We start from the raw sequence: 25,568 nt of genomic DNA on the forward strand, positions 1-25,568 counted from the left end.
CATGACCTCCGACTCTTCCTTCCAGCTCTATCCCGCCATCGACGTGCGCGGCGGGCGCGTGGTGCGCCTGGCCCAGGGCGACTACGACCGCGAAACCACCTACGGCGACGATCCCTTGGCTGCCGCGAGAGGCTATGCCGACCAGGGCGCGCGCTGGCTGCATCTGGTCGATCTGGATGCGGCGCGCGCCGGCGGCTACACCCTGGCGCCGCTGCTGCGGGCGCTGCGCCAGACCACCGGCCTGCAGGTGCAGACCGGCGGCGGCGTGCGCGGGCGCAGCGATGTGCTCGCACTGCTGGAGGCGGGCGCGACGCGCGTGGTGATCGGCTCGCTGGCGGTGCGCGCACCGCTCGAGATGCTGAGCTGGCTGGCCGAGTTCGGCCCCGAGCGCATCACCGTGGCGCTGGACGCGCGCCAGGACGCGGCGGGCGTATGGCAGCTGCCGATCCACGGCTGGACCGAGGGCTCGGGCGTGGCCCTGGACGAACTCGCCGTGCGCTATGCCGACGCCGGCCTGCAGCAGCTGCTGTGCACCGACATCGCCCGTGACGGCATGCTGAGCGGCCCCAACTTCGCCCTCTACCGGCACCTGGTCGCGTTGCTGCCCGGCGTGCAGGTGCAGGCCTCCGGTGGCGTGCATGCGGTCGGCGACGTGCGCGAGGCCAAGCTTGCCGGCTGCGGCGGCATCGTACTGGGCCGCGCGCTGCTGGAAGGCCGCTTCACGCTGGAACAGGCCTTCGCGGAGGCCGCCTCATGCTGAGCCGGCGCATCGTGCCCTGCCTGGACGTGCGCGGCGGACGCGTGGTCAAGGGCGTGAAATTCCGCGACCACATCGACATGGGCGACATCGCCGAACTGGCGCTGCGCTATCGCGACGCCGGGGCCGACGAACTGGTGTTCTACGACATCGGCGCCAGCCCGGAAGGCCGCTCGGTCGATTACGGCTGGGTGGAGAAGGTCTCGCGCCTGCTCGACATCCCGTTCTGCGTGGCCGGCGGCATCCGCAGCGTGGAGACCGCGCGCGCGGTGCTGCATGCCGGCGCGGACAAGGTCTCGATCAACACCCCGGCGCTGGAACGGCCGGCGCTGATCGGCGAGCTGGCCACGGCCTTCGGCGTGCAGTGCGTAGTGGTGGGCATCGATTCGGTGCGCGAGGCGGACGGGCAGTGGCGGGTGCGCAGCTATACGGGCGACCCGAGCAAGACCCGCGCCGAGGGCCTGCGCACGCTGGACTGGATCGTGCAGGCCCAGGACCTGGGTGCCGGCGAGATCGTGCTCAACTGCATGGACAGCGACGGCGTGCGCCGCGGCTACGACATCGAACAGCTCAAGGCCGCCCGCGCGCTGTGCCATGTGCCGCTGGTCGCCTCGGGCGGCGCCGGCGCGCCGGAGCACTTCGTGAGCGCCTTCCAGGACGCCGATGTGGACGCGGCGCTGGCCGCCAGCGTGTTCCACAGCGGCGCCATCGCCATCCCCGACCTCAAGCGCACGCTGGCCGATGCCGGCATCGCCGTGCGCCCGGCCGCGTGAGCGGCCTTTCAATGGATCCCGAACCGATGGGTACGACCGACACACTGGACTGGGCCAAGGGCGAGGGTCTGCTGCCCGCCGTGGTGCAGGACGCCGACACGCTGCGCGTGCTGATGCTGGGCTACATGAATGAAGAAGCCCTACGCGTCACGCGCGCGTGCGGCCACGTCACCTTCTTCAGCCGCAGCAAGCAGCGCCTGTGGACCAAGGGCGAGACCTCCGGGCATTTCCTGGACCTGGTCGACATCCAGGCCGACTGCGACAACGACACGCTGCTGGTGCTGGCGCGCCCGCATGGCCACACCTGCCATCTGCAGCGGCCCAGCTGCTTTGCCGAGGCTCCGGCTTTGGCGGGAGTGGGAGCCGCCATGGCGGCGAAGGAGTCTTCCCGGGAAAGCCGCATCGCCGCCGTTGGCCAAGAGGCCACAAGGGCGGCTCCCACGGATATCGGGTTCCTGGGGGAGCTCGATGCGCTGATCGCCCAGCGCCACTCGCAGCGCCCGGAAGGCAGCTACACCACGCGCCTGTTCGAGGGCGGCACCCGCCGCATCGCGCAGAAGGTGGGCGAGGAGGGCGTGGAAACCGCGCTGGCCGGCGTCGCCCAGGGCGATGCGGAACTGCTCGGCGAAAGCGCCGATCTGCTCTATCACCTCACCGTCCTGCTGCGGGCGCGCGGCCTATCCCTGGCCGACGCGGTCGCGGTGCTGCGGCAGCGCCACGCCGGCTAGAAACCGGTTCCTCACGCGACGCGGCGCAGCAAGCCGCGTCTTGGTCGCGGCTGCAACGCGCCGAGAAAACGTTGCCAGCACGGCGTTCGCTTGTCCGCGATCGGACAACGGCGCACGACATCGCCGCTTGTCCGCAACGGACACGGCAGGCGGCGCCGCGACAACACGCGCCCATCAGCTCCGGGGCATAGCCGTCGCACTGCCTGCGAGGCGCGGAAGTCCTGCGGCGACGCGGTCGGCGTGACCGCTGTCCCGATGCGCGGCGGTAGCGGACCGATACGTTGTTTCGCCCTGGCTTCGCCCAATGCGTGCAGCGGCCAACGCATGACGTGGCGATGCAATTACATGGCCTGATTTCGACAAGCGAGCGTCACCCGCAGGCCAAATTTCCATCGATCAGCGCGCGCGAAGAAGCCATTGCGACTGCGGCCACAGAACCGAACATCATCCGTTGACAACGTTGTCTTCGGCAAAGCACGGTCGGTTTGCGGCAGATGTCAAAAACGCCATATGCCGCAGTCGCAGCTGGCGCCTGCCATCAGGGGGAGGCGGGCCAACAACGCCCCGGCGGGGTTTCAAGCAACCGCGCCATCCACTGGAGAGAGACATGATGTCCACCCGCAAATCGACGTTGTGGTCGTTGATCAGTGCAAGCGCCACCACCGGCATCCTCGGATCGCTGGCTTCGGCGGCCGTCGTTACCTTCGTTCCGATGCAGTCGGCGCAGGCTCAGACCGCATGCGCGGCGGCATGGAGCGCCTCGTCCGTCTATACCGGCGGCAATACCGCCAGCAAGAGCGGCATCAACTACGTGGCCAACTGGTGGACCCAGGGCGACGACCCGACCACCCATAACGGCGGCGCCGGGTCGGGCCAGCCCTGGACCTCGCAAGGCGCCTGTTCGTCCACCGGCGGTGGCGGCGGTGGTGGTGGAGGCGGCGGCGGGGGAGGTGGTGGCGGTGGTGGGGGCGGTGGCGGGACGCCGACCAACCCGACCTATCCCAGCTTCGTGTTCAGTCCCTACAAGGACGTCACGATCAACCTCAACTGGAACACCAACGTGATGCAGTCCAAGGTCACCGGCACCGCCTTGCCGGTGGCGGGCGCGGGCAGCCTGATCTCCACGCAGGTGCCGAACCTGCAGGCGGTGACGCTGGCCTTCGCGACCGGCACCTGCGGCAGCGAGACCTGGGGCGGCGTGTCGGCCGATGCCTTCAAGAACGCCAATATCCCGGTGCTCAACAATGCCGGCGTGAACTACATCGTCTCCACCGGCGGCGCCTCGGGCACCTTCACCTGCGGCAGCGCGACGGGCCTGGCCAACTTCATCGCCCGCTACTACACCCCGCACATGATCGGCTTGGACTTCGACATCGAAGGCGGCCAGACCCAGGCCCAGACCGACGCGCTGGTGGCCGCGGCCAAGGTGGTCGAGAGCCAGTATCCCGGCATCCGCTTCTCCTTCACGCTGGCCACGCTGGCCGCGTCCGACGGCAGCTACGGCGGCGTCAACGCGCTCGGCAACCAGGTGATCCAGGCGGTGCTGGCCTCCGGCCTGCAGCACTACACGATCAACCTGATGGTGATGGACTTCGGTCGCGCCCAGGCGTCCAACTGCGTGCTCAAGAGCGGCGGGCTGTGCGACATGGGGGCCTCGACCATCAAGGCCGTGGAGAACCTGCGCCACACCTACGGCATCGCGCCGCAGCACATCGAGGTGACGCCGATGCTGGGTCGCAACGATACGGCCGACGAGATCTTCACCCTGGCCGACGTCGACACCGTGGCGCTGTACGCCGCGCAGAACGGCCTGGCCGGTGTCCACCACTGGTCGCTGGATCGCGATACGCCGTGTGCGACGCCGTCGGATTACGCCTCGCCGATCTGCAATTCCTACACCGGCCCGGGCGTGCTGGCCTATACCAAGCGCTTCCTGACCGATCTGGGGTTCTGAGTGGGGTTGGCTGCCAGGGAAGGCGGCCCTTTTGTTTTAGTCGCTCGGTGGGGTGGGAACACCTGTTTCCCCGACTCTAGCGGCTGCCCGTCTGTAGAGCGGAGCTCGCTCCGCTGCTCTTCGGCCGGATCGTGGGGAAGGCCCCAGCGGAGCAAGCTCCGCTCTACAGGTGGGAGCCGCCATGGCGGCGATGGGGCTTTACCGGTGAGGCCCTGTCGCCGCCATGGCGGCTCCCACATGGAACAAGCATCGCTTCAAGCCATCAATCCGCCACCAGATCGTCCAGGCGCAGCCTGGCGATCTTCTCGATCTGTTCCAGGCAGGTGGCGATCTCCGCCTCGGTCGGCTGCTCCACGCGCTCGCTCAGCGCGGCGATGATGCTGGCGCGCGTGTGGCCGCGCACGGCCAGGATGAAGGGAAAGCCGTGTCGTTCGCGATAGCGGCGGTTGAGCTCCACCAGTTCGGCGTACTCGGCGGGCGTGCACTGATCCAGGCCGGCGCCGCGCTGCTCGCTGGCCGAATGCGCGGTCAGCTCGCCGGCGATGGCGGCCTTGCCGGCCAGTTCGGGGTGGGCGCGGATCAGGCCGAGCTGCGCCTCGACGCCGGCCTCGCGCACCACCTGGCACATGGCCGCGTGCAGCGCCTCGCGCGAGGGGTAGGGCCGCGTCGCCGCGGCGCCGGCCGGCACCCATGGCGAGTGTTCGAAGATGCCCGCCAGCGCGCCGATGAAGGCATCGCGCGGCAAGGCGTTGAGTTCGGCCAGGGCGATCATGCGGCCACCACGAACGGATGCCGCTGCTGCCAGTGGCGCGCGATGTCGATGCGCCGGCACACCCACACCTTGTCGTGCTTGGTGATGTGGTCCAGGAAGCGCTGCAGCGCGATCAAGCGGCCCGGCCGCCCCAGCAGCCGGCAGTGCATGCCCACCGAGAGCATCTTCGGCGCGTCCTCGCCCTCGGCGTAGAGCACGTCGAAGCTGTCGCGCAGGTAGTCGAAGAACTGCGTGGCGGTGTTGAAGCCCTGCGGGGTGGCGAAGCGCATGTCGTTGGCGTCCAGCGTGTAGGGCACCACCAGATGCGGCTTGCGCGCGCCGTCGGTGGTCTCGACCTGGGTCCAGAACGGCAGTTCGTCGCCGTAGTAGTCCGCGTCGTAGGCGAAGCCGCCGTGCTCGACCACCAGCCGCCGCGTGTTGGGGCTGTCGCGCCCGGTGTACCAGCCCAGCGGCGCACTGCCGGTCAGCCGCGTGTGCAGCTCGACCGCACGCTGCAGGTGTTCGCGCTCGGTGGCCGGGTCCATGTCCTGGTAGTGGATCCAGCGCCAGCCGTGGCTTGCCACCTCATGGCCGAGCTCGACGAAGGCCGCGGTGGCCTCGGGGTGGCGCGCCATCGCCATGGCCACGCCGAACACCGTCAGCGGCAGGCCGCGCCGTTCGAACTCACGCAGGATCCGCCACACGCCCACCCGCGAGCCGTATTCGTAGATCGACTCCATGCTCATGTGCCGCGCCGGATACGAGGCCGCGCCGACGATCTCGCTGAGGAACTGCTCCGAGCCGGCGTCGCCGTGCAGGACGTTGTTCTCGCCGCCTTCCTCGTAATTGAGCACGAACTGCACCGCGATCCGCGCACCGCCCGGCCAGTCGGCATGCGGCGCATCGCGGCCGTAACCGATCAGGTCGCGGGGGTAGTCAGAGCTGGTATCGGACATCGCGGCACTCGTGGAGCGTTGGAAGCCTTGCACTGTAGGAACAAGGCCGCGATGGCACAACGCATGGGTGCCGCTACGGCTCCCGTCCTTCCAGATCACCGTGACGCAGCGCGATGCGGATGGCCTGCGCGGTGGTGCTGGCCCCCAGTCGTTTGCGGATGCGGCGCAGGTGGTGCTCGACCGTGCGCGCCGACAGGCCCAGCGTCGCGGCGATGTCGGCCTGGCGACGGCCGGCAGCGGTCCAGGACAGGATCTCGCGCTCGCGGGCGCTGAGCGAACTGGGCGCGGCGGCTTCGGGTGCTTCCAGCAAGCGACGCGCGGTGCGGAACGCGGCGGTGCCGACCATCGCCAGCGACAGTCTGGCTTGTGCCGAGGCGTCGATGCGTGCGCCGCCCAGGCTAAGCGCGCCTTCCAGTCCGAGCGGCCCGAAGACCGGGATCTGCAGCCCGTGCACCCCAGGTCCGCGTGGCACGCGCACCACGCGGTAGCGCTCTCCGGTGAGCGCCTGGGTCTTGGTCCAGAAGAACGGCGCGCTGGCCTGTACCACGTGCCGCGTCACCGGGCAGTGGCGCACATAGGTCTCCGCATCGACCCGCGTGCCCGTGCCGAACCAGTCGCCATGGATCCAGTAGATCCGCTCGAGCAGGTCTTCCTGCGCCATCGACGCGGCGAACACCACGACCCGGTCGTAGCCCAGCGTCGCGGCGAAGCGGCCGAATCCCGCCTGCAGCGCAGGCAGCGCGGTGCTGGCCTCCATCGCCAGCGTCGCATCGAACGCCGCCTGCGCCGCGCTTTCGCTCATCGCTGCGTCACGTCGTCCAGCAGCGTGCGCGCCGCCAGCTTGCCAAGCTGGTTGGCGGCCAGCGGGCTGTCGCCGGTCAGCACGCGCCGGTCGCGATGGACCATGCCCGACATGTCGGCGTTGACGATCTTGACGCCGGCCTGGGTCAGGCGTTCGCCCAGCAGCCAGGGCATCGGGCCGGGCAGATAGCCGATCTCGACGTTGGCGCCGGCATCCAGACTGTCCGGGAACACGCACATCTCATAGCCGCGGAACGGGAAATCGGCCGCCGCCTTGCCCAGGCCCGCGGCCAGCAGCCCGGCCGGGCCGTGACACAGGCTGATGACGTAGCGCTCGTTGGCCATCGCCCACTCCAGCGCCTTGCCGACCTCCTTGCTGAAGGGCAGCCCGTTGAGCGCGCCATGGCCGCCCGGGATGAACACGCCCAGATAGTGGCCGCCCTCCAGATCGTCGACCAGGTCGGAGAGCTTCTTCGGCGTCCTGAAGCGCTGCAGATACTTGGCGTAGGTCGCCTTGACCGCCTCGTCCTGATGCGGGAACGCCCAGTGCTCCAGCTTCACCGGATCGCCGGAGATCGTGGCGACCTCGATTTCGAAGCCGGCCTTGTCCAGGTGCAGCATCGGCAGCAGCGTCTCGACCGGATGGTTGCCGGTGGAGAAGAACTTGCCGTTGCCCATCAGCAGATAGCGCTCCTGGGTGGCGATCATCAACACCTTCCACTTGCCGCCGGTGTAGGCGTCGGGATAGTCGGCGCCATCGAAATCGGTCTTCGGCGAGGTGTATTGCGACAGCGAATAGGGCGAGGGGAAGAAGGCGTCGTGCTCGGCTGCGTCGGGCGCGGGCGCGCGGTCGTTCTGCTCGGTCATGGCGTGCTCCAGGTTCGGTCGAATCGATGGAGTGTCAGGCTAGGACCGTGACAGGGGCGCGGCAATGCGGGTTTTCCCCTAACGTCGCGTCGAGCGCAAGCGCGCGTCTCAGCGATTCAGACGGCGCACGTAGAAGCGCGAGTCCACCGCCATCAGCGGGAAGCGCGGCGGCAGCGCCTCGCGCGCGATCGGCGCGAAGCCATGCTTCTCGTAGAAGCGGTGCGCGGCGAGGAAGCGGTCGGTGGTGCCCAGGTAGATCGCGCGCAGTTCGCGGGCCTGCGCATGCGCCAGCAGCGTGGTCAGCAGGCGCGGCGCCACGCCGTGCGCGTGGCCGCGATGCGTGGCCGCCACGAACATCTTGCGCAGCGCGGCCTCGCCCTCGCCGATGTCGCGCAGGCCGATGCAGCCCACGATCCGGCTCGCGTCCTCGGCGACCCAGAAGCCGCCTTGGCCCTGGCCGTAGAAGCCTTCCACATCGATCAGGTCCGGCTGCGCGGCCAGGTCGATGTCCAGGCCGAACTCGCCGCGCTGGATGCCGACGATCAGCGCGCCCACCGCATCACGGTCGGCCGGTTGCCAGGGGCGGATCGCAGGGGCGGACATCAGGCGTGCGGCGGCTCGGGCGACAGCGGTTCGGAGGATCGCGCGCCGCCCAGGCCGTTGAACCACAGGTTCAGCGCCACGCAGGCCAGCGTGGCCAGGGCGATGCCACTGTGCAGCAGCGGTGCCAGCGCCTTGGGCAACTGGTCGAACACCGCCGGCGCGGCCACCGGCGCCATCGCCAGGCCCACGCCCACCGCGACGATCAGCAGGTTGTGCCGGCGCCCCTGGAAGTCCACCAGCCCCAGCACGCGGATGCCGTTGGCGGTGACCATGCCGAACATCACCAGCCCCGCGCCGCCCAGCACGGCCGGCGGCACCGAGGCCACCAGCACCGCCAGCTTGGGCACCAGTCCCAGCACGATCAGGATCGCCCCGGCCAGCACGCACACCCAGCGGCTGCGCACGCCGGTCAGCGCCACCAGGCCGATGTTCTGCGAGTACGAGGTATCGGGGAAGGCGTTGAACACCCCGCCCAGCAGCGTGGCCAGCCCGTCCACGCGCAGCCCGCGCACCAGCGCCGGGCGATCCACCGGGCGCTGCACGATGTCGCCCAGCGCCAGGAACATGCCTGTGGATTCGACGAACACGATGAACAGCACCACACACATGGTCACGCAGGACCACAGCTCGAACTTGGGCGTGCCGAAGTGGAACGGCAGCACCGGCGCCAGCCACGCCGCCTCGCGCAGGCCGCTCACATCCACGCGCCCGGCCAGGGCAGCCACCACCATGCCGCCGGCCAGCCCGAGCAACACGCCGATATTGGCGATAAAGCCGCGCCCGTGCCGCAGCAGCGCCAGCACGCCCAGCAGCACCACCGCGGCCAGGCCCAGATTGATCGGCGCGCCGTAGTCGGCCGCGCCCACGCCGCCGGCGGCCCAGTTCACCGCCACCCCGACCAGGGTCAGCCCGATCACGGTGATGACCGTGCCGGTGACCACCGGCGGGAACAGCCGCAGCAGCCGCCCGATCAGCGGCGCGGCCAGGATGCCGACCACCCCGGCGACCAGGTTGGCGCCGAACACATAGGGCAGGCCCAGCGCCGGATTGCCGCCGATGGCGATCATCGGCCCCACGCTGGCGAAGGTAGCCGCCATCACCACCGGCAGGCGGATGCCGAAGCCGCCGAGCCCCAGCGACTGCACCAGCGTCGCCAGCCCGCAGCAGAACAGGTCCGCACTGACCAGGAAGGCCGTGTCTTCGCGCGACAGATGCAGCGCCCCGGCCACGATCAACGGCACCGCCACCGCCCCGGCATACATCACCAGCACATGCTGGACCGCCAGCAGCCACAGCGGCCCCGCCGGCGGCACGGCATCGATCGGCGAAGGCGAGGGCAGGGCGCGGGACATCGGCGGGCTCGATGGGGGCGAGCGCTGAACTTAGCCGCGGTTGGTGCGACGCACAATGTTTTGGATGACGCCCCTTGCGAGCAAAGGATGCTGATGCGAGCAGCAACTAAAAAAGCAGTCCGGCAGCGCAGTGATTGGTCTTCATTTCTGGCGATTGCTCGCTCTTACGGCCTTGGCTTATGCGTGAAGTCGCACCTCGACGGGAGCTGGGCGGTGTAGGCACGTCCCTCCGGTGATCCAACCGTTAGCCAATTTTGTGGAGTTGACAAATTTACAAATCTGCAGAAAGATTGGCCGGGACAAAATTCCATTTCTGCATAAAGGGTCTTGGTATGAGCTACGAAAGCACGCCTTGGAGCCATGCGCCTCAACTCACAGGGCAGCGCCTAAGAGTCATTGCCGAAATCCTGCTTGAAACGCTCTACGACACAGAGTTGGAATTGTCTGGCGACCTGGATGACAACTATGTTCGAGGTAGCGCGACGTTCGGTCGTCAGCGCAACGCCATCATCCGTGTCTGTCAGCAAGGTCGGTACGATTGGATCAAGCTCACGCATGCGGGCATGGATGTAACCTTCGAAATCGAAGGGATCCCTTGCCGCTTCTTTGCCGATGATCCCGCCAATCCAAAGAAACCAGGCTTCTATCGGCGAAATGACGCGGATCGCTTGCTCTTTGAGGTCGATACTGGCAAGCCGGAGATGTTTCGCTTCGTTGTTGTGAAGCCGGAGACGGCTGAGGAAGAAGCGGATGTTCACTTCATTGGGTTCGATGGCAATCTCGAACAGGTGTTTCGCTGGAAGTACTCTCAAAGCACCCCTGCTTTGGCCAGTGTGGACGATACCAAGTTGGAAGCGGTCGAACTTCCGCCCGCGAGGGCTATGATTCCGAAGGCTCAGCAGGAAGACCGTGCTGCCGGTGACGAGAGTCACGAGGAATAAGCTATGTCTAGTTTCCTGGGCGCCAACGTTCGTTTGGCGCGCCTCTTCCATGGGCTCACCATGGAAGATGTTGCTTCGCGTATCGATAAGACACGGCAGTATGTGCACAAAGTGGAGACCGAGCAGATCGAGCCTCCGCCTTCAGATATTGAGGCGATCGCCGCTCTGACGCAGGTCCAGCCTGCGTTCTTTTTTTCTGCGCCCGTCTCTCCGATCACTGAAGAACAGTGTCACTTCCGTAAAAGGATGGGGACGCGTGTTGGCGTTAAACAAGTTGCTCTGGCAAAAGGCGAGGTATTTAGGCGCTTGGTTGGCTCGTTGGAGCGCCAGTTGGATTTGCCTGTCAACACTATTCCGCAGATTGACGTCGCAAGTCTGTTAGAGATTGAACAAGCTGCCGAGCAGTGTCGTCGCATTTGGGGCTTGGGGTTAGGCCCAATCGATAACATGACGCGTCTGGCTGAGAATGTTGGTGCCGTTGTGACTTCTTTTAAAGGTGTCTCTAGAGAGATCGATGCTTATTCGATAAGTGCCGCAAGGCCGATCATCGTCTTGAACGCTGACGAATCTTCAGCCTGTCGACTGCGCTTTGATGTCGCACACGAGCTGGGACATCTGGTCATGCATGTTGGCACTGTCACGGGAGACCGCAAGACTGAGGGGGAGGCGAATCGGTTTGCGGGAGCGTTTCTGTTGCCGCGTAGTTCTTTCGTCAAAGAATTTCCTAAGCTTCGTGGTCGGCATCTGAACTGGCAAGGCTTAGTGGAAATGAAGATGCGTTGGAAAGTCAGCAAGTCGGCGCTTCTTTATCGCGCTAAGCAGCTCAGCTTGATCTCCGATGAGCAATACACCACAGGTGTCATCAGGCTTAGTCGAGGTGGTGAGGCGCGCGGGGAGCATGAGGATTACTTGATTCCAAGGGAAAAGCCGGAATTGTTCTCTCAGGCGGTTCGTCTGGCCTACACGCATTACCGAATGAGCTTCGATGCTTACTGCCAGTCTTTGAACTTGACGACAAGTCTTGTCGAGGAGTTCGTGGTCTCACTTGATGACAAGCCAAGTGCTGCACCTGTGGTCCTGGAAAGCAGTGGCAACGTCATCTCCCTGGCGTCTCGCCGTCTGGCTAACGGAGCCACGGGCATGCGCAAGCGCGGCTAGCAGTCGAGGAATCTTAGCTACTGCTACTGCTGGAGCGTTAGACGATCCATCCCTCCGTAACTAATTGCAGCTCTTGAATTGCCGCTGTCGCGGGAATCACAAGCAAGAGTGCGCTTAGGCTTTCAGTTGTATTGAGTTCCTTTGCTTCAGACTTGTTATCTGTCTTACGCTTCAGCCACTAGGCACTCGCAGCGCGCGCTAACACATGCAGCGCTCTGCCGGTCGACAGCTAGGACGGCGAGGACCGCCAGTTGTTGAGCCGGGTTTGCCAGCCGTACAAGGGGGCGAAGGCAGGGTGCCCCCTCGAGGTCCGCGGTGACATCAATCAGGCGCAGCGCGCTCGTGCTCCCGCCACCGCAATCGCGGATCACAGCGAGTTGATCAGGCGGATGTCGTTACAGACGGTGATCCAGCTCGGGTCCAAGCTGTTGCGCACATGCAGGCTGCGCGTGCGTTCACTGGATGACGAAGGGTGCATCCGGTACCAGTGAGCGCTTGCTTAGCACCTAGTTGATTGCCCGTCCTGTTTGCCAGTCATTGGGCGTGCCGGGCAATGAGTCAATCCACAACCAGCGTGGCGCGAAATTGATCGCTTTTGCTCAAAATCCCGCTTCCTTCTGATGCCGGACGGCCAGGATAATCACGCTGTCGTCTTGGATGCGATACCGGACCACGTAGCCGTCGTCACCGAAGTCGATCAGCCAGTCGCGGAATTCGGTTGGCAGGTCTTCGATGGGCCGTCCGATGCGTGGCTGCCGGGCGAGGATCGTGACGCCCTCGCGGATGGCCTTGATGGCACGCCGGGCGGCGTCGGCGTTCTTGGGCAGCAGGAAACGGTAGAGGCGTTGAATATCTGAGACTGCGGCGGGCGCCCAGCTCAGGTGTGGCATGCGGGCGGCTCCGCGTCCTCACCCGCTTCCAGCCTGACCATCCACGCGTCGGCTTCGGCTCCGGTCAGATGCAGGCCGGTCCCCTGGAATTCCTCCCATGCGCGCAGCGTGTCCTGACGGAAGGCTTCGCGCTGCTCCTCGCGTTCGACGTACTGTGCGATGGCCTCGCGCATGATCCAGTGCGGGGACCGGCGACGGGTGTCCGCCAGGTGCTGAATGCGCTCTTTCATCGCTTGATCGAGCTTGAGCGAGGTCGGCGATGCCATGGTCGCGATCCGGTGTAGTCAGAGGTATTACCTGTGCCTACCTTATGCCTTCAGCGTTGGGCTGTCCACTTGCTGGGCCCAAGTGTGGGTTCGCAAAGGCGCAGCGGGATCAGCTGTTCGAGCTGATCGACTTCCGCTTCGAGGTTTTCCTTGTTCTCCCCACCAGCCGCGCCGGCAATCCCTGCACCGCGCTCACCACGCGCGCCAGCACCAGCTGCGCGGCGCGGCTGGGTTGGCGGCGGGGGGCGGTGCAGACGGCCAGCTGCAGGGGGCGGGCCTGCCAGCCGTGCAGGGGGACGAAGGCCAGGGTGCCGCGTTCCAGGTCGGCGGCCACGTCGATCAGGCTCAGCACGCCCACGCCGCCGCCGTCGCGGATCAGCGAGCGGATCAGGCGGGTGTCGTTGCAGGTGGTGACCCGGCGCGGGTCCACGCCGTGGCGCACGTACAGGCTGCGGGTGCGTTCCTCGATCACCAGCGGCGCGGCGGGCACCAGCAGGCGTTCGTCCAGCAGCCGGCTCATCGCCAGGCTCTCTTCATCGGCCAGGGCGTGGCCGGGCGGCAGCACGGCGCCGACGGGGATGTCGATGGCGGTGCGCACCTCCAGGTTGCCGTGTTCGACCGGGTCCAGCAGCACGCCGAAATCCACTTCCGCCGCGGCCACCAGTTCGCTGGCCACGCGGTTGCCCATCACGCGCAGGTCGAAGGAGAAGCCGGGGTATTCGCGGGTCAGTTCGGCCAGCAGCTGCGGCACGAAGCCCTCGCTCAGCGCGTCGATCAGCGCGATGCTGACGTGGCCGCGGCGCAGGCCGCGCAGGTCGCCGACGCGCTCGAGGGTGCGGGTGTGCTCCTTGCGCCAGCGCTTGAGATCGCCCAACAGCAGCTCGCCGGCGGCGGTGAGCTTCATGCCGGTGGGCAGGCGTTCGAACAGCTCGGTCTCCAACTGCTGCTCGGCGCCCTGGATCTGGCGGTGGATGGCCGAAGGCGAGACGTGCAGCACCTCGGCGGCCTTGCGCAGGTTGCCCTGGGCGGCGACCTCGATGAAGTAGCTGGCGAAGCGGGAGAAGGGCAGCACCGGGCGCACCTGTTCTGTTTTTTGCAACGCATGATTGAAAAATCTTGGATGGACTGCAACAGGTGCGCCGCCGCAAGGTAGGGGCGCACCCCGCAACCGCCCCCGCCAGGTCGCCCGCCTCATGTCCGCCATCGCGTCCGCCCATCCGGCCAATCCCTACAGCACGCTGCCGCCGGGCAGCACCTTCACCGAGCACGACTGGCGGCTGCTGGCGCGCCAGTGGCACCCGGTGGCCAACAGCAGCGAGGTCACCGGCGCGCCGCTGCAGGCGGTGCTGCTGGACGAGGCGCTGGTGGTCTACCGCGTGCACGGCGAGGTGGTGGTGGCACGCGATGTCTGCCCGCACCGCGGCGTGCCGCTGAGCATGGGCAGCAACGACGGCGAGGGCGTGGTCTGCCCCTATCACGGCCTGCGCTTCGGCGCGGGCGGGCGCTGCAACCGCATTCCCTCCAGCCCCGGCCAGGCCATCCCGGCCAAGCTGCACCTGGCGACGTATCCCACGGTCGAGCGCTACGGCCTGGTCTGGGTGTGCCTGGCGCCGGATGCGGACAACCCGGCGCCGCTGCCGGTGATGCCGCACTGGGACCAGGCGGGCTTCCAGCAGATCAACTGTCCGCCGTTCGACATCAACGGCTTCGCCGGGCGGCAGGTGGAAGGCTTTCTGGATGTGGCGCATTTCGCCTGGATCCATACCGGCACCTTTGCCGACCCGGCCAACCAGCTGGTGCCGGACTACGTGCCGGTGGAGACGCCGACCGGCTTCACCGTGGACTACGTCAGCAACGTCAGCAACTACGGCGTGGGCTTTCATCACCTGGCCCCGCCGGACTATCCCTGGCTGCGCCACTTCGAGGTGCACCTGCCGTTCTGCGCCTCGCTGACCATCCACTTCCCGGGCGATGAGCGGCTGGTGATCTTCAACTGCGCCTCGCCGGTGTCGGCGCGCAGGACGCGGCTGTTCGTGCCGATCGCGCGCAACTTCAATCTGGACCAGCCGGTGGAGGAGGTGCACGCCTTCAACCTGCGCGTGTTCGAGGAGGACCGGGCCATGGTCGAGCTGCAGAAGCCCGAGCGCCTGCCGCTGGACATGACGCTGGAGGCGCACATCCCGGCCGACCGCAGTTCCATCGCCTACCGTCGCGGCCTGAAGAAGATGGGCTTCGGCGAGTTCTTCCTCGCCTGATGGATACGATCGAAGTCGTCATCGACGCGATGAGCCGGCAGGGCGCCGGCAATCTGGCCGTCGAACTGGTGCGCGCCGATGGCCAGGCGCTGCCGGCGTTCGAGGCCGGCGCGCATGTGGACGTGCACCTGCCCGGCGGGCTGGTGCGCCAGTACTCCATCGCCAGCACGCCGGCCGACACCTCGCGCTATGTGCTGTGCGTGCGCCGCGAGGCCGCCTCGCGCGGCGGTTCGGCCAGCGTGCACGAGCGCCTGCGCGTGGGCCAGCCGCTGACCATTTCGGCGCCGCGCAATCTGTTCGCCCTGCGCGCGGGCAGTCACCACGTGCTGGTGGCCGGCGGGATCGGCATCACGCCGCTGCTGGCGATGGCGCACCAGCTGCAGGCCGGCGGCGCCTCGTTCGAGCTGCATTATTACGTGCGCAGCCGCGGCGAGATCGCCTTCCTGCGCCAGCTGCAGGGCGAGTTCGGCGCGCGTGCGCATCTGCACAGTGCCGAGGAAGGCCGCGACGCGCGGCAGGTGCTGCCCGCGGCGCTGGACGGGGCGGGCAAGGATCACCAGCTCTACCTGTGCGGGCCGGGACCGTTCATGGCGCATCTGCGCGAGGCGGCGCTGGCGCGCGGCTGGGACGCGTCGCACATCCACAGCGAGGCCTTCGCGCCAGTCGCGCCGCTGGCCTCGGCCGAGGCCGGCGCGGACACGGCCTTCGAGGTGGCGCTGGCCTCGAGCGGGCAGGTGTTCACCGTCGCGCCCGAGCGCACCATCGCCGCGGTGTTGGCCGAGGCAGGCGTGCCGGTCAGCCTGTCGTGCGAGATGGGCCTGTGCGGCGCCTGCCTGACCGATGTGGTCGAAGGCATTCCCGATCATCGCGACACCGTGCAGAGCGAGGCGGAAAAGGCCAGCAACCGGCAGATCACCCTGTGCTGCTCGCGCAGCCGCAGCCCTCGGCTTACATTGGCGCTGTGACCACGATGGACCCTTCCACGCGCCCGGGCGTGCAGCAGAACCTCGACCTGCTCGGCGGCTATACCGCCACGCTGGCGGATTTCCAGGCGCCGTCCTCGGCACCCGCCGAGGCGGGCGATGCGGTCGATGTGCGTGTGGCCGTGCCCGAGCTGCTGCAGACGCTGCACGCGCGCAATCCGGCGCTGGTGGCCTTCACCCGCATCTTCGAGGCCGGCCTGACGACAAGCACGGACGCGAACGCGCCGCTGGCGGGCCTGCCGTTCGCGGTCAAGGATCTGTTCGACGTGCGGGGCCTGACCACCACCGCCGGTGCGGCCATGCGCCTTGCGGCGCCGCCGGCCGCGCGCGATGCGCAGGTGGTGCGCCGGCTCAAGCGCGCCGGCGCGGTGCTGGTGGGCACGACCAATATGGACGAGTTCGCCTACGGCTTCGCCACGGTCAATGCGCACTTCGGCACCACGCGCAATCCGCATGATCCGGAACGACTGGCGGGTGGTTCCTCCGGCGGCTCGGCAGCGGCGGTGGCGGCGGGGCTGGTGCCGTTCGCGCTGGGCTCGGACACCAATGGCTCGATCCGCGTGCCGGCTGCGCTGTGCGGCATTTACGGCCTGCGCAGCACGCACGGGCAGGTGCCGCTGGAGGGCGTGTTCCCGTTCGTCGAGGCGCTGGACGTGGCCGGGCCGTTCGCGCGGTCGCTGGACGTGCTGCAGGCGGCGCATGAAGTGATGGCCGATGCGACGCTGGCGCCGGTGGACGTGGGCGCCCTGCGCATCGCGCGGCTGGGGGGCTGGTTCGATGCCAACCTCGATCCCGCACTGCGCGCCGGGCTCGAGGCGATCTGCGCGGCCTTGGGTGCGGGTGCGAGCGTCGAGCTGCCGCAGGCCAGGACCTCGCGCATGGCGGCCTTCGTCATGACCGCGATCGAGGGCGCGTACCTGCATCGTCAGGCACTGCAGGCGCGGCCCGACGCCTTCGATCCGGCCGTGCGCGATCGCCTGCTGGCCGGGCAGCTGCAGCCGGCGCAGGCGCTGCTGGACGTACAGCGCTTCGCGGCGTGGTTCGCGGAGGCGATGGCGCAGCTGTGGCGCACGGTCGATGTGCTGATCGCGCCGGCCGTGCCCTGCGTGGCGCCGCGCATCGACCAGGCCACGATCGAGATCGACGGCGCGCCGGTGTCGGCGCGCGCCAACCTGGGGCTGTTCACCCAGCCGCTGGGGCTGGCCGGCTGTCCGGTGCTGGCCGCGCCGCTGTGGCGGCCGGGCCAGCTGCCGCTGGGCGTGCAGCTGATCGCCGCCCCCGGGCGCGAAGACCGCCTGTTCGCCGTGGCGCGCGCGCTGGAAGCCAGCGGACTGACCGGCGTGCATTTACCTGCCGGAGCGCAGACCTGATGCTGCACACCTTGCGCGCCCGCCGCGGCCTGGCCGTGGCCCCGCATCATCTGGCCGCGCAGGCCGGTCGCGACGTGCTGCGCGATGGCGGCACCGCGGTGGAGGCCTGCGTGGCCATCGCCGCGACGCTGGCCGTGGTGTATCCGCACATGACCGGAATCGGCGGCGATGGCTTCTGGCTGATCCGCGAACCCGACGGCCGCGTGCATGCCATCGATGCCTGCGGCCGCAGCGCGCAGGCGGCGACGCTGGATTTCTACGCGGGCCTGTCGGCCATCCCGTGGCGCGGGCCGGGCGCGGCCACCACCGTGGCCGGCACCGTCTCGGGCTGGGCGCAGGCGCTGACGGGGCAGGGCAACCGCCTGCCGCTGGCGCGCCTGCTCGAAGATGCGATCCATCACGCCCGGGCCGGCGTGCCGGTCACGGCGGGCGGGGCGCAGATCGCCGCGGGCAAGGGCGCGGAGCTGCGCGTCCAGCCCGGCGCCTGGGCCGCCACGTTCGAACCCGACGGCGAGCCCCTGCGCGAAGGCGAACTGCTGCGCCAGCCCGCGCTGGCCGCGACCCTGCAGCGCATGGCTGATGCCGGCCTGGACGACTACTACCGCGGCGAACTGGCGCGCAGCATCGCCGCGGACCTGGCCGCACTGGGCAGCCCGCTCGCGATGGCCGACTTGCTGTCGCATCGCGCGCAGGCCAGCACGCCGCTGCACGTGCGCGTGCGCGACGCCATGCTCTACAACCACGCCCCGCCGACGCAGGGGCTGGCCTCGCTGCTGATCCTGGCGCTGTTCGACCGGCTGGAAGTCGCGCAGGGCGAGAGCTTCGCTCACCTGCACGGGCTGGTGGAGGCGACCAAGCAGGCCTTCCTGGTGCGCGATGCGCACGTCGGCGACCCGGACTGGATGACGCTGGACGCGCAGGCGCTGCTGGACGATGCGGCCGCGCTCGATGCGATGGCCGCGCGCATCGATCCCGTCCAGGCGCTGCCCTGGCCGCAGCCCTCGCAGGCCGGGGACACCTGCTGGTTCGGCGCGCTCGATGCGCGCGGCCAGGCGGTCAGCTGCATCCAGTCGACCTATTTCGAATTCGGCTCAGGGCTGGTGCTGCCGGGCAGCGGCATCACCTGGCAGAACCGCGGCTGCAGCTTCCGCCTGGCCAGCGATGGCTGGAATGCGCTCAGGCCCGGTCGCAAGCCCTTCCACACCCTCAATCCCGCGCTGGCGGTGTTCGACGATGGCAGCGTCATGAGTTACGGGACCATGGGCGGCGAAGGCCAGCCGCAGACCCAGGCGGCGGTGTTCACTCGCTACGCGCGCTTCGGCATGCCGCTGCAGCAGGCGGTCAGCGCGCCGCGCTGGCTGCTGGGTCGCACCTGGGGCGAGGACAGCACGTCGCTGAAGCTGGAGGATCGTTTCGACCCGGCGTTGATCGACGCGCTGCGCGCGGCCGGGCATGCGGTCGAACTGCTGCCGGCCTACACCTCGGTGATGGGCCATGCCGGCGCGCTGGTGCGCGAGGCCGACGGGACCTTGAGTGGCGCGGTCGATCCGCGCAGCGACGGGGTGGTGGCCGGATGGTGAGTGCCCTGCTGCGCGCGCGCTGCGCCCTCGCCATGCTCGCCTGCCTGCTGGTGCCGGCCGCGCGAGCGGCCGAGTCGCAGGCACAGGAAGCGCCGATCCCGGTGATCGTGGACAACGACTTCGGCACCGATATCGACGACGGCTTCGCCCTGTCGCTGGTGCTGGCCTCGCCGCGCCTGCGGCCGCTGCTGGTGACCACGACCTATGGCGACACCCGCCTGCGCGCACAGCTGGTGGCGCAGCTGCTGCAGGACACCGGCCATAGCCGGGTGCCGGTCGCCGCCGGCCCCGCGGTCGGCACGCGCGAGGGCGAGATCGGTCAGGCCGGCTGGCTGCGCGATGCGCACCGGCCGGTGCGCGCCGATGGCGTCGAGGCGATGCTGCGCGTGCTGCGCCAGCGGCCGGCCGGGCAGGTGACGCTGCTGGCGCTGGGGCCGCTGACCACGGTGCAGGCCGCGCTCAAGCGCGATCCGGTGGCCTTCGCCCGGCTCAAGCGCGTGGTGCTGATGGGCGGCTCGCTGCGACGCGGCTATGGGCCTGTGGCGGGCACCAACAGCGACACGCCCAGCGCCGAATACAACATCAAGCTGGCCCCGCAGGCGCTGCGCGAGCTGCTGGCCAGCGGCCTGCCGGTGGAGGTGCAGCCGCTGGATTCGACCGAGATCGCGCTGCCCGCCGATTTGCAGGCGCGCATCTTCGCCGCGCCCACGTCTTACGCCGGGCCACTGTCCAAACTCTATGCGCTGTGGGCCGCGCGCAGCCCCTGGGGCACGACGCCGACGCTGTTCGACGTGGTGCCCGTGGCGCGCCTGCTGGACCCGGCGGTGTGCACGCCGGTGCCCCTGCACATCACCGTGGACGACGACGGCATGACCCGCGAAGGGCAGGGCGAGCCCAATGCCAGCGCCTGTCTGGACGTGGACAAGGCGCGCGTGCTGGCGTTGGTGGCCAGCACCCTGGCGCCGGCGGCCAAGGCCGCGCAGGTGCAGCCGTGAATGCCCCGTCGCTGCATCGCGCCGCCGGCGAGCGCGCCATCGCCCGCTGCGATGCGCTGGGCGTGGCGCCGTACAGCGATGCGGACAGCGGCCTGTATCGCGCCTGGCTCACGCCGGCGCATCGCGCCGCGCAAGCGGCGGTGGCCGAGTGGATGGGCCAGGCCGGCATGGCCACGCGCCTGGACGCGGCCAGCAACCTGATCGGTCGCTACGAAGGCGAGCACCGCGATGCGCCGGCGCTGCTGATCGGCAGCCACCTGGACAGCGTGCGCGACGCCGGCCGCTACGACGGCCCGCTGGGCATCATGCTCGGCATCGAATGCGTGGCCGCGCTGCACGCGCGCGGCGAGCGCATGCCGTTCGCCATCGAGGTGATCGCCTTCGGCGACGAGGAAGGTTCGCGCTTCCCGGCTTCGATGTTCACCAGCCGCGCAGTGGCCGGCACGCTGGCGCCCGGCGCCCTCGACGGCGTGGTCGATGCGGCCGGCGTGTCGGTGGCGCAGGCGCTGGCCGGATGGGGCCTGGAGGCGGCGCAGTTCCATCAGGCCGCACGTCGCCCCGACGAAGTCATCGGCTACCTGGAAGCGCATATCGAACAAGGCCCGGTGCTGGAGGCCGAGGGCCTGGCGCTGGGCGTGGTCACCGGCATCGCCGCGCAGCTGCGCTTCGAGGTCAGCGTGCGCGGGCGTGCCGGCCACGCCGGCACCAGCCCGATGCCGCTGCGCGCCGATGCGCTCACCGCCGCCGCCGACTGCGTGCTGGCGGTCGAGGCCGTCGCCCGCGAGGCGGCGAGCGACCTGGTCGCCACCGTGGGCCGCATGCAGGTGCTGCCGGGCGCGACCAATGTGATTCCCGGCCGGGTGAGCTTCTCGCTGGATGTGCGCGCCGGCGACAACGCACGGCGCGACGCCGGTGCGGCGCAGATCCTGCGCCGCTTCGAGGCCATCGCCGCCGCGCGCGGCGTGCAGGTCGAGGCAGTGCAGGTGCAGGACCTGGCCGCCAGCCCGTGCGACACGCACCTGGTCGAGCTGCTGGCCCAGGCCATGGAGACGCAGGACATCGCGCCGCGCCGGCTGGTCTCCGGCGCCGGCCACGATGCGATGGTGATGCGCGCGCTGTGCCCGACGGCGATGCTGTTCGTGCGCTGCGACGGCGGCATCTCGCACAACCCGGCCGAGCGCGCCAGCGCGGCCGACGCCGGCCTGGCCGTGGCGGCCATGCTGGATTTCATCGAACGTTTGGGAGCGATACGTGGCAACTGAAGTCTTTGGCGAGATCGATCCGCCGCAGCGCCTGCTGATGGGCCCGGGCCCGGTCAATGCGCATCCGCGCGTGCTGCGCGCCATGTCGGCCGACCTGCTGGGGCAGTTCGACCCCGAAATGACCGCCTACATGAACGAGGTCATGGCGCTTTATCGCCCGATCTTCGGCACCGATAACCGGTGGACCTTCCTGGTCGACGGCACCGCGCGCGCCGGCATCGAGGCCGCGCTGGTGTCGCTGGTGGCGCCGGGCGAGACGGTGCTGGTGGTCAACTTCGGCCGCTTCGGCCTGCTGCTGACCGAGATCCTCGGCCGCATCGGCGCCAGGATCGAGACCGTCGAGGCCCCGTGGGGCCAGGTGGTGCCGCTGGACGCCATCGAGGACGCGCTCAAGCGCGTGCGCCCGACGCTGGTGGCGACCATCCACGGCGACACCTCCACCACCATGGCGCAGCCGCTGGAAGGCTTCGGCGCGCTGTGCCGGCGCTACGGCGCGCTGTCGTACGTGGATGCCACGGCCACCATCGGCGGCATGGAACTGGCCGCCGACCGCTGGCAGGTGGACATCGTCACCGGCGGGCTGCAGAAGTGCCTGGGCGGGCCGTCGGGTTCGGCGCCGATCACCGTCTCCGAGGCGGCGGCCGAGCGCATCTTCGCCCGCCGCCATGTCGAGCGCGGCATCGCGCGCGAGGACATCGACGATGGCGACGGCCCGCGCATCGGTTCCAACTACTTCGACCTGGCCATGGTCATGGACTACTGGTCGGACAAGCGCCTGAACCACCACACCGAAGCCACCACCATGCTCTACGGCGCCCGCGAATGCGCGCGCATCGCGCTGCAGGAAGGCCTGGCGCGGCGCTACGCGCGCCATCGCGCCGCCGGCCGCGCCGTGACCGCCGGCGCGCGCGCGCTGGGGCTGGGGGTGTTCGGTGATGACGCCCACCGCATGAGCAACGTCACCGGCCTGGTGATCCCCGCCGGCGTCGATGGCGAGGCGGTGCGCCGCGCCATGCGCGAGGACTTCGAGATCGAGATCGGCACCGCCTTCGGCCCGCTGCAGGGCAAGGTCTGGCGCATCGGCGCGATGGGCTACAACGCGGCCAAGCACAAGGTGCTGATCACGCTGGGCGCGCTGGAGACCGTGCTGCGCCTGCAGGGCTTCGCCTGCACGCCCGGCGCCGCCATCGACGCCGCGCTGGCCGCGTGGAATGCGGAAGTGGCCGCATGAGCGCAGGCGGCGAGCCGACGCTCAACGACCCGGCCGTGGTGGCCGAGGTGCGCGCGGCCTTCGAGGCCTACGAACGGGCGCTGATGACCGACGACATCGCCACGCTCGATCGCCTGTTCCATGCCGCGCCCAGCACGGTGCGCTACGGCGTGGGCGAGGTGCTGTACGGCATCGAGGAGATCCGCGCGTTCCGCATCGGCCGCGGCGGCTCGCCGCAGCGCCGGCTGGGGCGGGTGGAGATCGCCACCTTCGGCGCCGACTTCGCCACGGCCAATGCGGAGTTCTACCGCGAAGGCGCCGCCCGGCGCGGCCGCCAGAGCCAGAGCTGGGTGCGCTTCGCCGACGGCTGGAAGGTCGTCGCGGCGCATGTCTCGCTGGAGGGCACGCACGCGTGAGCCTGGCCGATCTGGAAACCCGCGTGGCCCACGACCTGGCCTGCTTGGACCACGGCAAGCCGGACTGGACGCGGCCGCGCACGCACGACCAGGGCCATGTGTTCGATGTGGTGATCGTCGGCGGCGGGCAGAGCGGGCTGGGCGCGGCCTTCGCGCTGCTGCGCGAGCGGGTCTCCAACCTGCTGGTGGTCGACGAATGCCCGGAAGGGCGCGAGGGCCCCTGGCTCAGCTATGCGCGCATGGTCACGCTGCGCACGCCCAAGCAGATCACCTCGATCGACTTGGGGCTCCCCTCGCTGACCTTCCGCGCCTGGTGGGAGGCCCAGCACGGCGCGGCAGGCTGGGAGGCGCTGGACAAGATCCCGCGCGAGGACTGGATGGCCTACCTGCGCTGGTACCGCGGCGTGCTGCGCCTGCCGGTGCGCAACGACACGCGCCTGGTCCAACTCGAACCTCTGCCGGAGCAGGGCCTGCATCGCCTGCACCTGCACGACGGCGGCACCCTGCTGGCGCGCAAGGTGATCCTGGCCACCGGCATCCAGGGCGGCGGCCAGTGGGTGGTGCCCAAGTTCGTCTCCGACCACCTGCCGCCCACGCGCTATGCGCACACCTCCGGGCCGCTGGACTACGCCGCGCTGGCCGGCAAGTGCATCGCCATCCTCGGCGGCGGCGCGTCGGCGTTCGACAACGCGCAGTACGCGCTGCAGCGCGGGGTGCGCGAGGCGCATGTGTTCGTGCGTCGCGCGCAGCTGCCGCGGGTCAATCCGATCCGGCACATGGAGCAGGCCGGCATCATCGCGCGCTTTCCGGCGCTGCCCGATGCCGACAAGTACGCGCTGATGGCCAGCTTCTTCGCCCGCAACCAGCCGCCAACCAACGACACCTTCGCCCGCGCGGTGGCCATGCCGGGCTTCCACCTGCATCTGGGCGCGCCGTGGCTGTCGGTGGCCGAGCGCGATGGCCAGGCGGTGGTGACCACGCCGCAGGGCGCGCAGGCCTTCGATTTCCTCGCCATCGCCACCGGCCTGGTGACCGATCCGGACCTGCGCCCCGAACTGGCCGCGCTGGCACCGGCCATCGCGCGCTGGCGCGATCGCTACGTGCCGCCGGCCGGCGCCGCCAACCCGCTGCTGGACGCACATCCCTACCTGGGCCCGGGCTTCGAACTGCAGCCGCGCACGGGCGAGGACGCGGCCAGGCTGCACGGCCTGTTTGCGTTCAACTACTCGGCGCTGATCAACCTGGGGCTGTCGGCCGCCGCACTGTCGGGCCTGAAGTACGCGCTGCCGCGCCTGGCGCAGGCGGTGGCCAATCAGCTCTTCGTCGATGACCGCGCCGCGGTGGTGCGCGACTTCCTGGCCTTCGACGAGGAGGAATTCACCGGCCAGTGGCCGCTGCCGCAGGAGTCCGCCGCATGACCACGCTCTCCACCCACGTGCTGGACACCAGCCGCGGCGGCCCGGCCACGGGCGTGGCGGTGCAGCTGTTCGACGCCGACGGCGCGCTGCGCTGGCAGGGCGTCACCGATGCCGACGGGCGCTGCCCGACGCTGCGCGAACAAGCGCTGGAAGCCGGGCGCTATCGGCTGGTGTTCGCGGTCGCGGCGTACTTCCGCGCGGCCGGTGTGGCGCTGCCGGAGCCGCCGTTCCTGGACGCGATTCCGCTGGATTTCGGCATCGCGGGGCAGGGGCATTACCACGTGCCGCTGCTGGTCTCGCCGTTCGGCTATTCGACCTATCGCGGCAGCTGAGCGGCGCGACGCGGCTACACTGACCGCCCGCGTCCGGCGTTGCGCACGGCGCTTTGCCCGTTCGCTTCCGGTCCACGCATGCCCAGCCTGCACGAAGTCTCCCCGCTGATCGCCTGGATGGTCTCGGCCACGGGGCTGCTGGCCGCGGCGCTGCTGGTCTGGTTCGGTCTGCGCTGGCGGCGCGGCCGCCGCACCTGGGGCCTGCCGCTGATCGCCGCGCTGCTGGTGCTGGCCGCTTCGCTGGGCCTGACGCTGGCCTCGCGCGCCGCGCAGGACAAGGCCGAGCGAGCGCAGGCCATGGCCCGTCCGCTGTCGCCGCAGGAGCAGGCGGTGTGGAGCATCGTGCAGACCCGCTGCCAGGCCTGCCATTCCGACCACGCCACGATCATGCCCTGGGCCGCCTACGGCCTGAGCCTGGACGACATGGGCGATGTCGAGCGCAACGCCGCCGCCATCCAGCTTCAGGTGGTCCAACTGCAGGCCATGCCGATGCGCAACACCACGCAGATGACGCCGCAGGAGCGCGAGGTCATCGCGCGCTGGTACGCCGAGCGCGCAACGTCAGCGCACGGCACAAAAGGCGACTAAGCCCCGAACACGTCATTCCCGCGAACGCGGGAATCCAGTGACTCTCGCACAAAGCGCCAAAAGGCGCTGGGTTCCCGCGTTCGCGGGAACGACGGTAGGAGGATTGCCGCGGTCTTCAGCAACCCACGATTCCGCGTCCAATCCCCGCAGCGAAGAGCCCCCCCCCTCCGCTCCAATCCCGATTCCCGATTCCCGAATCCCGAATCCCGAATCCCGAATCCCGAATCCCGAATCCCGAATCCCGAATCCCGAATCCCAAAAACACCAAACGCCCCAAACGGGGCGTCCTGAAACGGTCGGCTGGCTGGCGAAAGCGGGCGGGCGGTGACCGGTGCACGTCGTCGCTGGCGGGAGCGGGCTGA

Annotated in this window: 26 protein-coding genes; 17 read left to right on the forward strand and 9 right to left on the reverse strand. The window is 69.2% G+C overall.

The window, feature by feature from the left end:
- The first annotated feature begins 1 nt into the window (after position 1).
- The 4 genes from hisA to EAT51_RS08310 all read left to right on the forward strand — a co-directional run bounded on the left by hisA (position 2) and on the right by EAT51_RS08310 (position 4,212).
- Positions 2–760 (forward strand): 1-(5-phosphoribosyl)-5-[(5-phosphoribosylamino)methylideneamino]imidazole-4-carboxamide isomerase, encoded by a 759-nt coding sequence (hisA, locus tag EAT51_RS08295; protein WP_130561505.1) that lies wholly within the window; start codon positions 2–4, stop codon positions 758–760.
- Positions 754–1,530, forward strand: coding sequence for an imidazole glycerol phosphate synthase subunit HisF (gene hisF, locus EAT51_RS08300; protein WP_130561506.1), 777 nt, complete (start codon positions 754–756; stop codon positions 1,528–1,530). The genes hisA and hisF overlap by 7 nt, the downstream gene beginning before the upstream one ends.
- Positions 1,531–1,541: 11 nt before the next feature.
- Positions 1,542–2,258 (forward strand): bifunctional phosphoribosyl-AMP cyclohydrolase/phosphoribosyl-ATP diphosphatase HisIE, encoded by a 717-nt coding sequence (hisIE, locus tag EAT51_RS08305; RefSeq protein WP_425599567.1) that lies wholly within the window; start codon positions 1,542–1,544, stop codon positions 2,256–2,258.
- Positions 2,259–2,868: 610 nt separating this feature from the next.
- Positions 2,869–4,212: a carbohydrate-binding protein gene (locus tag EAT51_RS08310; RefSeq protein WP_130561508.1), complete on the forward strand. Its 1,344-nt coding sequence runs from the start codon at positions 2,869–2,871 to the stop codon at positions 4,210–4,212.
- A gap of 262 nt (positions 4,213–4,474) precedes the next feature.
- On the opposite strand, the gene uraD is transcribed toward EAT51_RS08310, so the two are convergent.
- From uraD to EAT51_RS08340, 6 genes are all read right to left on the reverse strand, one after another.
- Positions 4,475–4,984, reverse strand: a complete 510-nt coding sequence (gene uraD, locus EAT51_RS08315; protein WP_130519694.1) for a 2-oxo-4-hydroxy-4-carboxy-5-ureidoimidazoline decarboxylase — start codon at positions 4,982–4,984, stop codon at positions 4,475–4,477.
- Entirely contained in the window at positions 4,981–5,919 is a 939-nt protein-coding gene (gene puuE, locus EAT51_RS08320; RefSeq protein ID WP_130519696.1) for an allantoinase PuuE, read from the reverse strand. Before puuE ends, uraD begins: the two co-directional genes overlap by 4 nt.
- Positions 5,920–5,992: 73 nt before the next feature.
- The gene (locus tag EAT51_RS08325; RefSeq protein WP_130519698.1) at positions 5,993–6,721 is read right to left on the reverse strand and encodes a PA1136 family autoinducer-binding transcriptional regulator; all 729 of its coding nucleotides are present in this window, start codon (positions 6,719–6,721) and stop codon (positions 5,993–5,995) included.
- Positions 6,718–7,587 (reverse strand): glyoxalase III HchA, encoded by an 870-nt coding sequence (gene hchA, locus EAT51_RS08330; RefSeq protein ID WP_130519700.1) that lies wholly within the window; start codon positions 7,585–7,587, stop codon positions 6,718–6,720. The genes EAT51_RS08325 and hchA overlap by 4 nt, the downstream gene beginning before the upstream one ends.
- Positions 7,588–7,695: 108 nt before the next feature.
- Positions 7,696–8,190: a GNAT family N-acetyltransferase gene (locus tag EAT51_RS08335; RefSeq protein ID WP_130519702.1), complete on the reverse strand. Its 495-nt coding sequence runs from the start codon at positions 8,188–8,190 to the stop codon at positions 7,696–7,698.
- Positions 8,190–9,542 carry a nucleobase:cation symporter-2 family protein gene (locus tag EAT51_RS08340; RefSeq protein ID WP_130519704.1) on the reverse strand — a complete coding sequence of 451 codons (1,353 nt, stop codon included), beginning with the start codon at positions 9,540–9,542 and terminating at the stop codon, positions 8,190–8,192. The genes EAT51_RS08335 and EAT51_RS08340 overlap by 1 nt, the downstream gene beginning before the upstream one ends.
- 332 nt (positions 9,543–9,874) lie before the next feature.
- On the opposite strand from EAT51_RS08340, the gene EAT51_RS08345 reads away from it, so the two are divergent.
- On the forward strand, positions 9,875–10,483 hold the full coding sequence (locus EAT51_RS08345; RefSeq protein ID WP_130519706.1) for a hypothetical protein: 609 nt from the start codon (positions 9,875–9,877) through the stop codon (positions 10,481–10,483).
- A 3-nt stretch (positions 10,484–10,486) separates the two neighbouring features.
- Positions 10,487–11,641, forward strand: a complete 1,155-nt coding sequence (locus EAT51_RS08350) for a helix-turn-helix domain-containing protein (protein WP_130519708.1) — start codon at positions 10,487–10,489, stop codon at positions 11,639–11,641.
- 599 nt (positions 11,642–12,240) lie between these two features.
- Here the strand turns inward: EAT51_RS08350 and EAT51_RS08355 are convergent.
- From EAT51_RS08355 to EAT51_RS08365, 3 genes are all read right to left on the reverse strand, one after another.
- Complete coding sequence (locus EAT51_RS08355) at positions 12,241–12,531, reverse strand: type II toxin-antitoxin system RelE/ParE family toxin (RefSeq protein WP_130519710.1); 291 nt, start codon at positions 12,529–12,531, stop codon at positions 12,241–12,243.
- Positions 12,519–12,797: a CopG family ribbon-helix-helix protein gene (locus EAT51_RS08360; RefSeq protein ID WP_130519712.1), complete on the reverse strand. Its 279-nt coding sequence runs from the start codon at positions 12,795–12,797 to the stop codon at positions 12,519–12,521. Before EAT51_RS08360 ends, EAT51_RS08355 begins: the two co-directional genes overlap by 13 nt.
- Positions 12,798–12,906: 109 nt before the next feature.
- Positions 12,907–13,869, reverse strand: a complete 963-nt coding sequence (locus EAT51_RS08365; protein ID WP_130519714.1) for a LysR family transcriptional regulator — start codon at positions 13,867–13,869, stop codon at positions 12,907–12,909.
- Positions 13,870–13,990: 121 nt separating this feature from the next.
- Here EAT51_RS08365 and EAT51_RS08370 point away from each other — a divergent pair, with 121 nt between their 5' ends.
- The 11 genes from EAT51_RS08370 to EAT51_RS08420 all read left to right on the forward strand — a co-directional run bounded on the left by EAT51_RS08370 (position 13,991) and on the right by EAT51_RS08420 (position 25,206).
- Positions 13,991–15,052, forward strand: coding sequence for an aromatic ring-hydroxylating oxygenase subunit alpha (locus EAT51_RS08370; RefSeq protein WP_130519716.1), 1,062 nt, complete (start codon positions 13,991–13,993; stop codon positions 15,050–15,052).
- Complete coding sequence (locus EAT51_RS08375; protein WP_130519717.1) at positions 15,052–16,017, forward strand: PDR/VanB family oxidoreductase; 966 nt, start codon at positions 15,052–15,054, stop codon at positions 16,015–16,017. The genes EAT51_RS08370 and EAT51_RS08375 overlap by 1 nt, the downstream gene beginning before the upstream one ends.
- A gap of 5 nt (positions 16,018–16,022) precedes the next feature.
- On the forward strand, positions 16,023–17,405 hold the full coding sequence (locus EAT51_RS08380; protein ID WP_130519719.1) for an AtzE family amidohydrolase: 1,383 nt from the start codon (positions 16,023–16,025) through the stop codon (positions 17,403–17,405).
- Positions 17,405–18,985, forward strand: coding sequence for a gamma-glutamyltransferase family protein (locus tag EAT51_RS08385; RefSeq protein ID WP_130519721.1), 1,581 nt, complete (start codon positions 17,405–17,407; stop codon positions 18,983–18,985). The genes EAT51_RS08380 and EAT51_RS08385 overlap by 1 nt, the downstream gene beginning before the upstream one ends.
- A complete protein-coding gene (locus tag EAT51_RS08390) occupies positions 18,982–19,980 on the forward strand; it encodes a nucleoside hydrolase (RefSeq protein ID WP_165422001.1) in 999 nt (332 codons plus the stop codon). Before EAT51_RS08385 ends, EAT51_RS08390 begins: the two co-directional genes overlap by 4 nt.
- Before the next feature lie 38 nt (positions 19,981–20,018).
- The gene (locus EAT51_RS08395) at positions 20,019–21,242 is read left to right on the forward strand and encodes an allantoate amidohydrolase (protein ID WP_235872438.1); all 1,224 of its coding nucleotides are present in this window, start codon (positions 20,019–20,021) and stop codon (positions 21,240–21,242) included.
- Between the two features lie 37 nt (positions 21,243–21,279).
- On the forward strand, positions 21,280–22,473 hold the full coding sequence (locus EAT51_RS08400) for a pyridoxal-phosphate-dependent aminotransferase family protein (RefSeq protein WP_130519803.1): 1,194 nt from the start codon (positions 21,280–21,282) through the stop codon (positions 22,471–22,473).
- Entirely contained in the window at positions 22,470–22,868 is a 399-nt protein-coding gene (gene hpxZ / locus EAT51_RS08405; RefSeq protein WP_130519726.1) for an oxalurate catabolism protein HpxZ, read from the forward strand. Before EAT51_RS08400 ends, hpxZ begins: the two co-directional genes overlap by 4 nt.
- Complete coding sequence (locus EAT51_RS08410; RefSeq protein WP_130519728.1) at positions 22,865–24,286, forward strand: FAD/NAD(P)-binding protein; 1,422 nt, start codon at positions 22,865–22,867, stop codon at positions 24,284–24,286. Before hpxZ ends, EAT51_RS08410 begins: the two co-directional genes overlap by 4 nt.
- The gene (uraH, locus tag EAT51_RS08415; RefSeq protein WP_130519730.1) at positions 24,283–24,618 is read left to right on the forward strand and encodes a hydroxyisourate hydrolase; all 336 of its coding nucleotides are present in this window, start codon (positions 24,283–24,285) and stop codon (positions 24,616–24,618) included. Before EAT51_RS08410 ends, uraH begins: the two co-directional genes overlap by 4 nt.
- Before the next feature lie 78 nt (positions 24,619–24,696).
- Positions 24,697–25,206 carry a hypothetical protein gene (locus EAT51_RS08420; RefSeq protein ID WP_130519732.1) on the forward strand — a complete coding sequence of 170 codons (510 nt, stop codon included), beginning with the start codon at positions 24,697–24,699 and terminating at the stop codon, positions 25,204–25,206.
- Positions 25,207–25,568 lie beyond the last annotated feature (362 nt).

This window comes from Pseudoxanthomonas winnipegensis (genome assembly GCF_004283755.1).
Lineage (GTDB): Bacteria > Pseudomonadota > Gammaproteobacteria > Xanthomonadales > Xanthomonadaceae > Pseudoxanthomonas_A > Pseudoxanthomonas_A winnipegensis.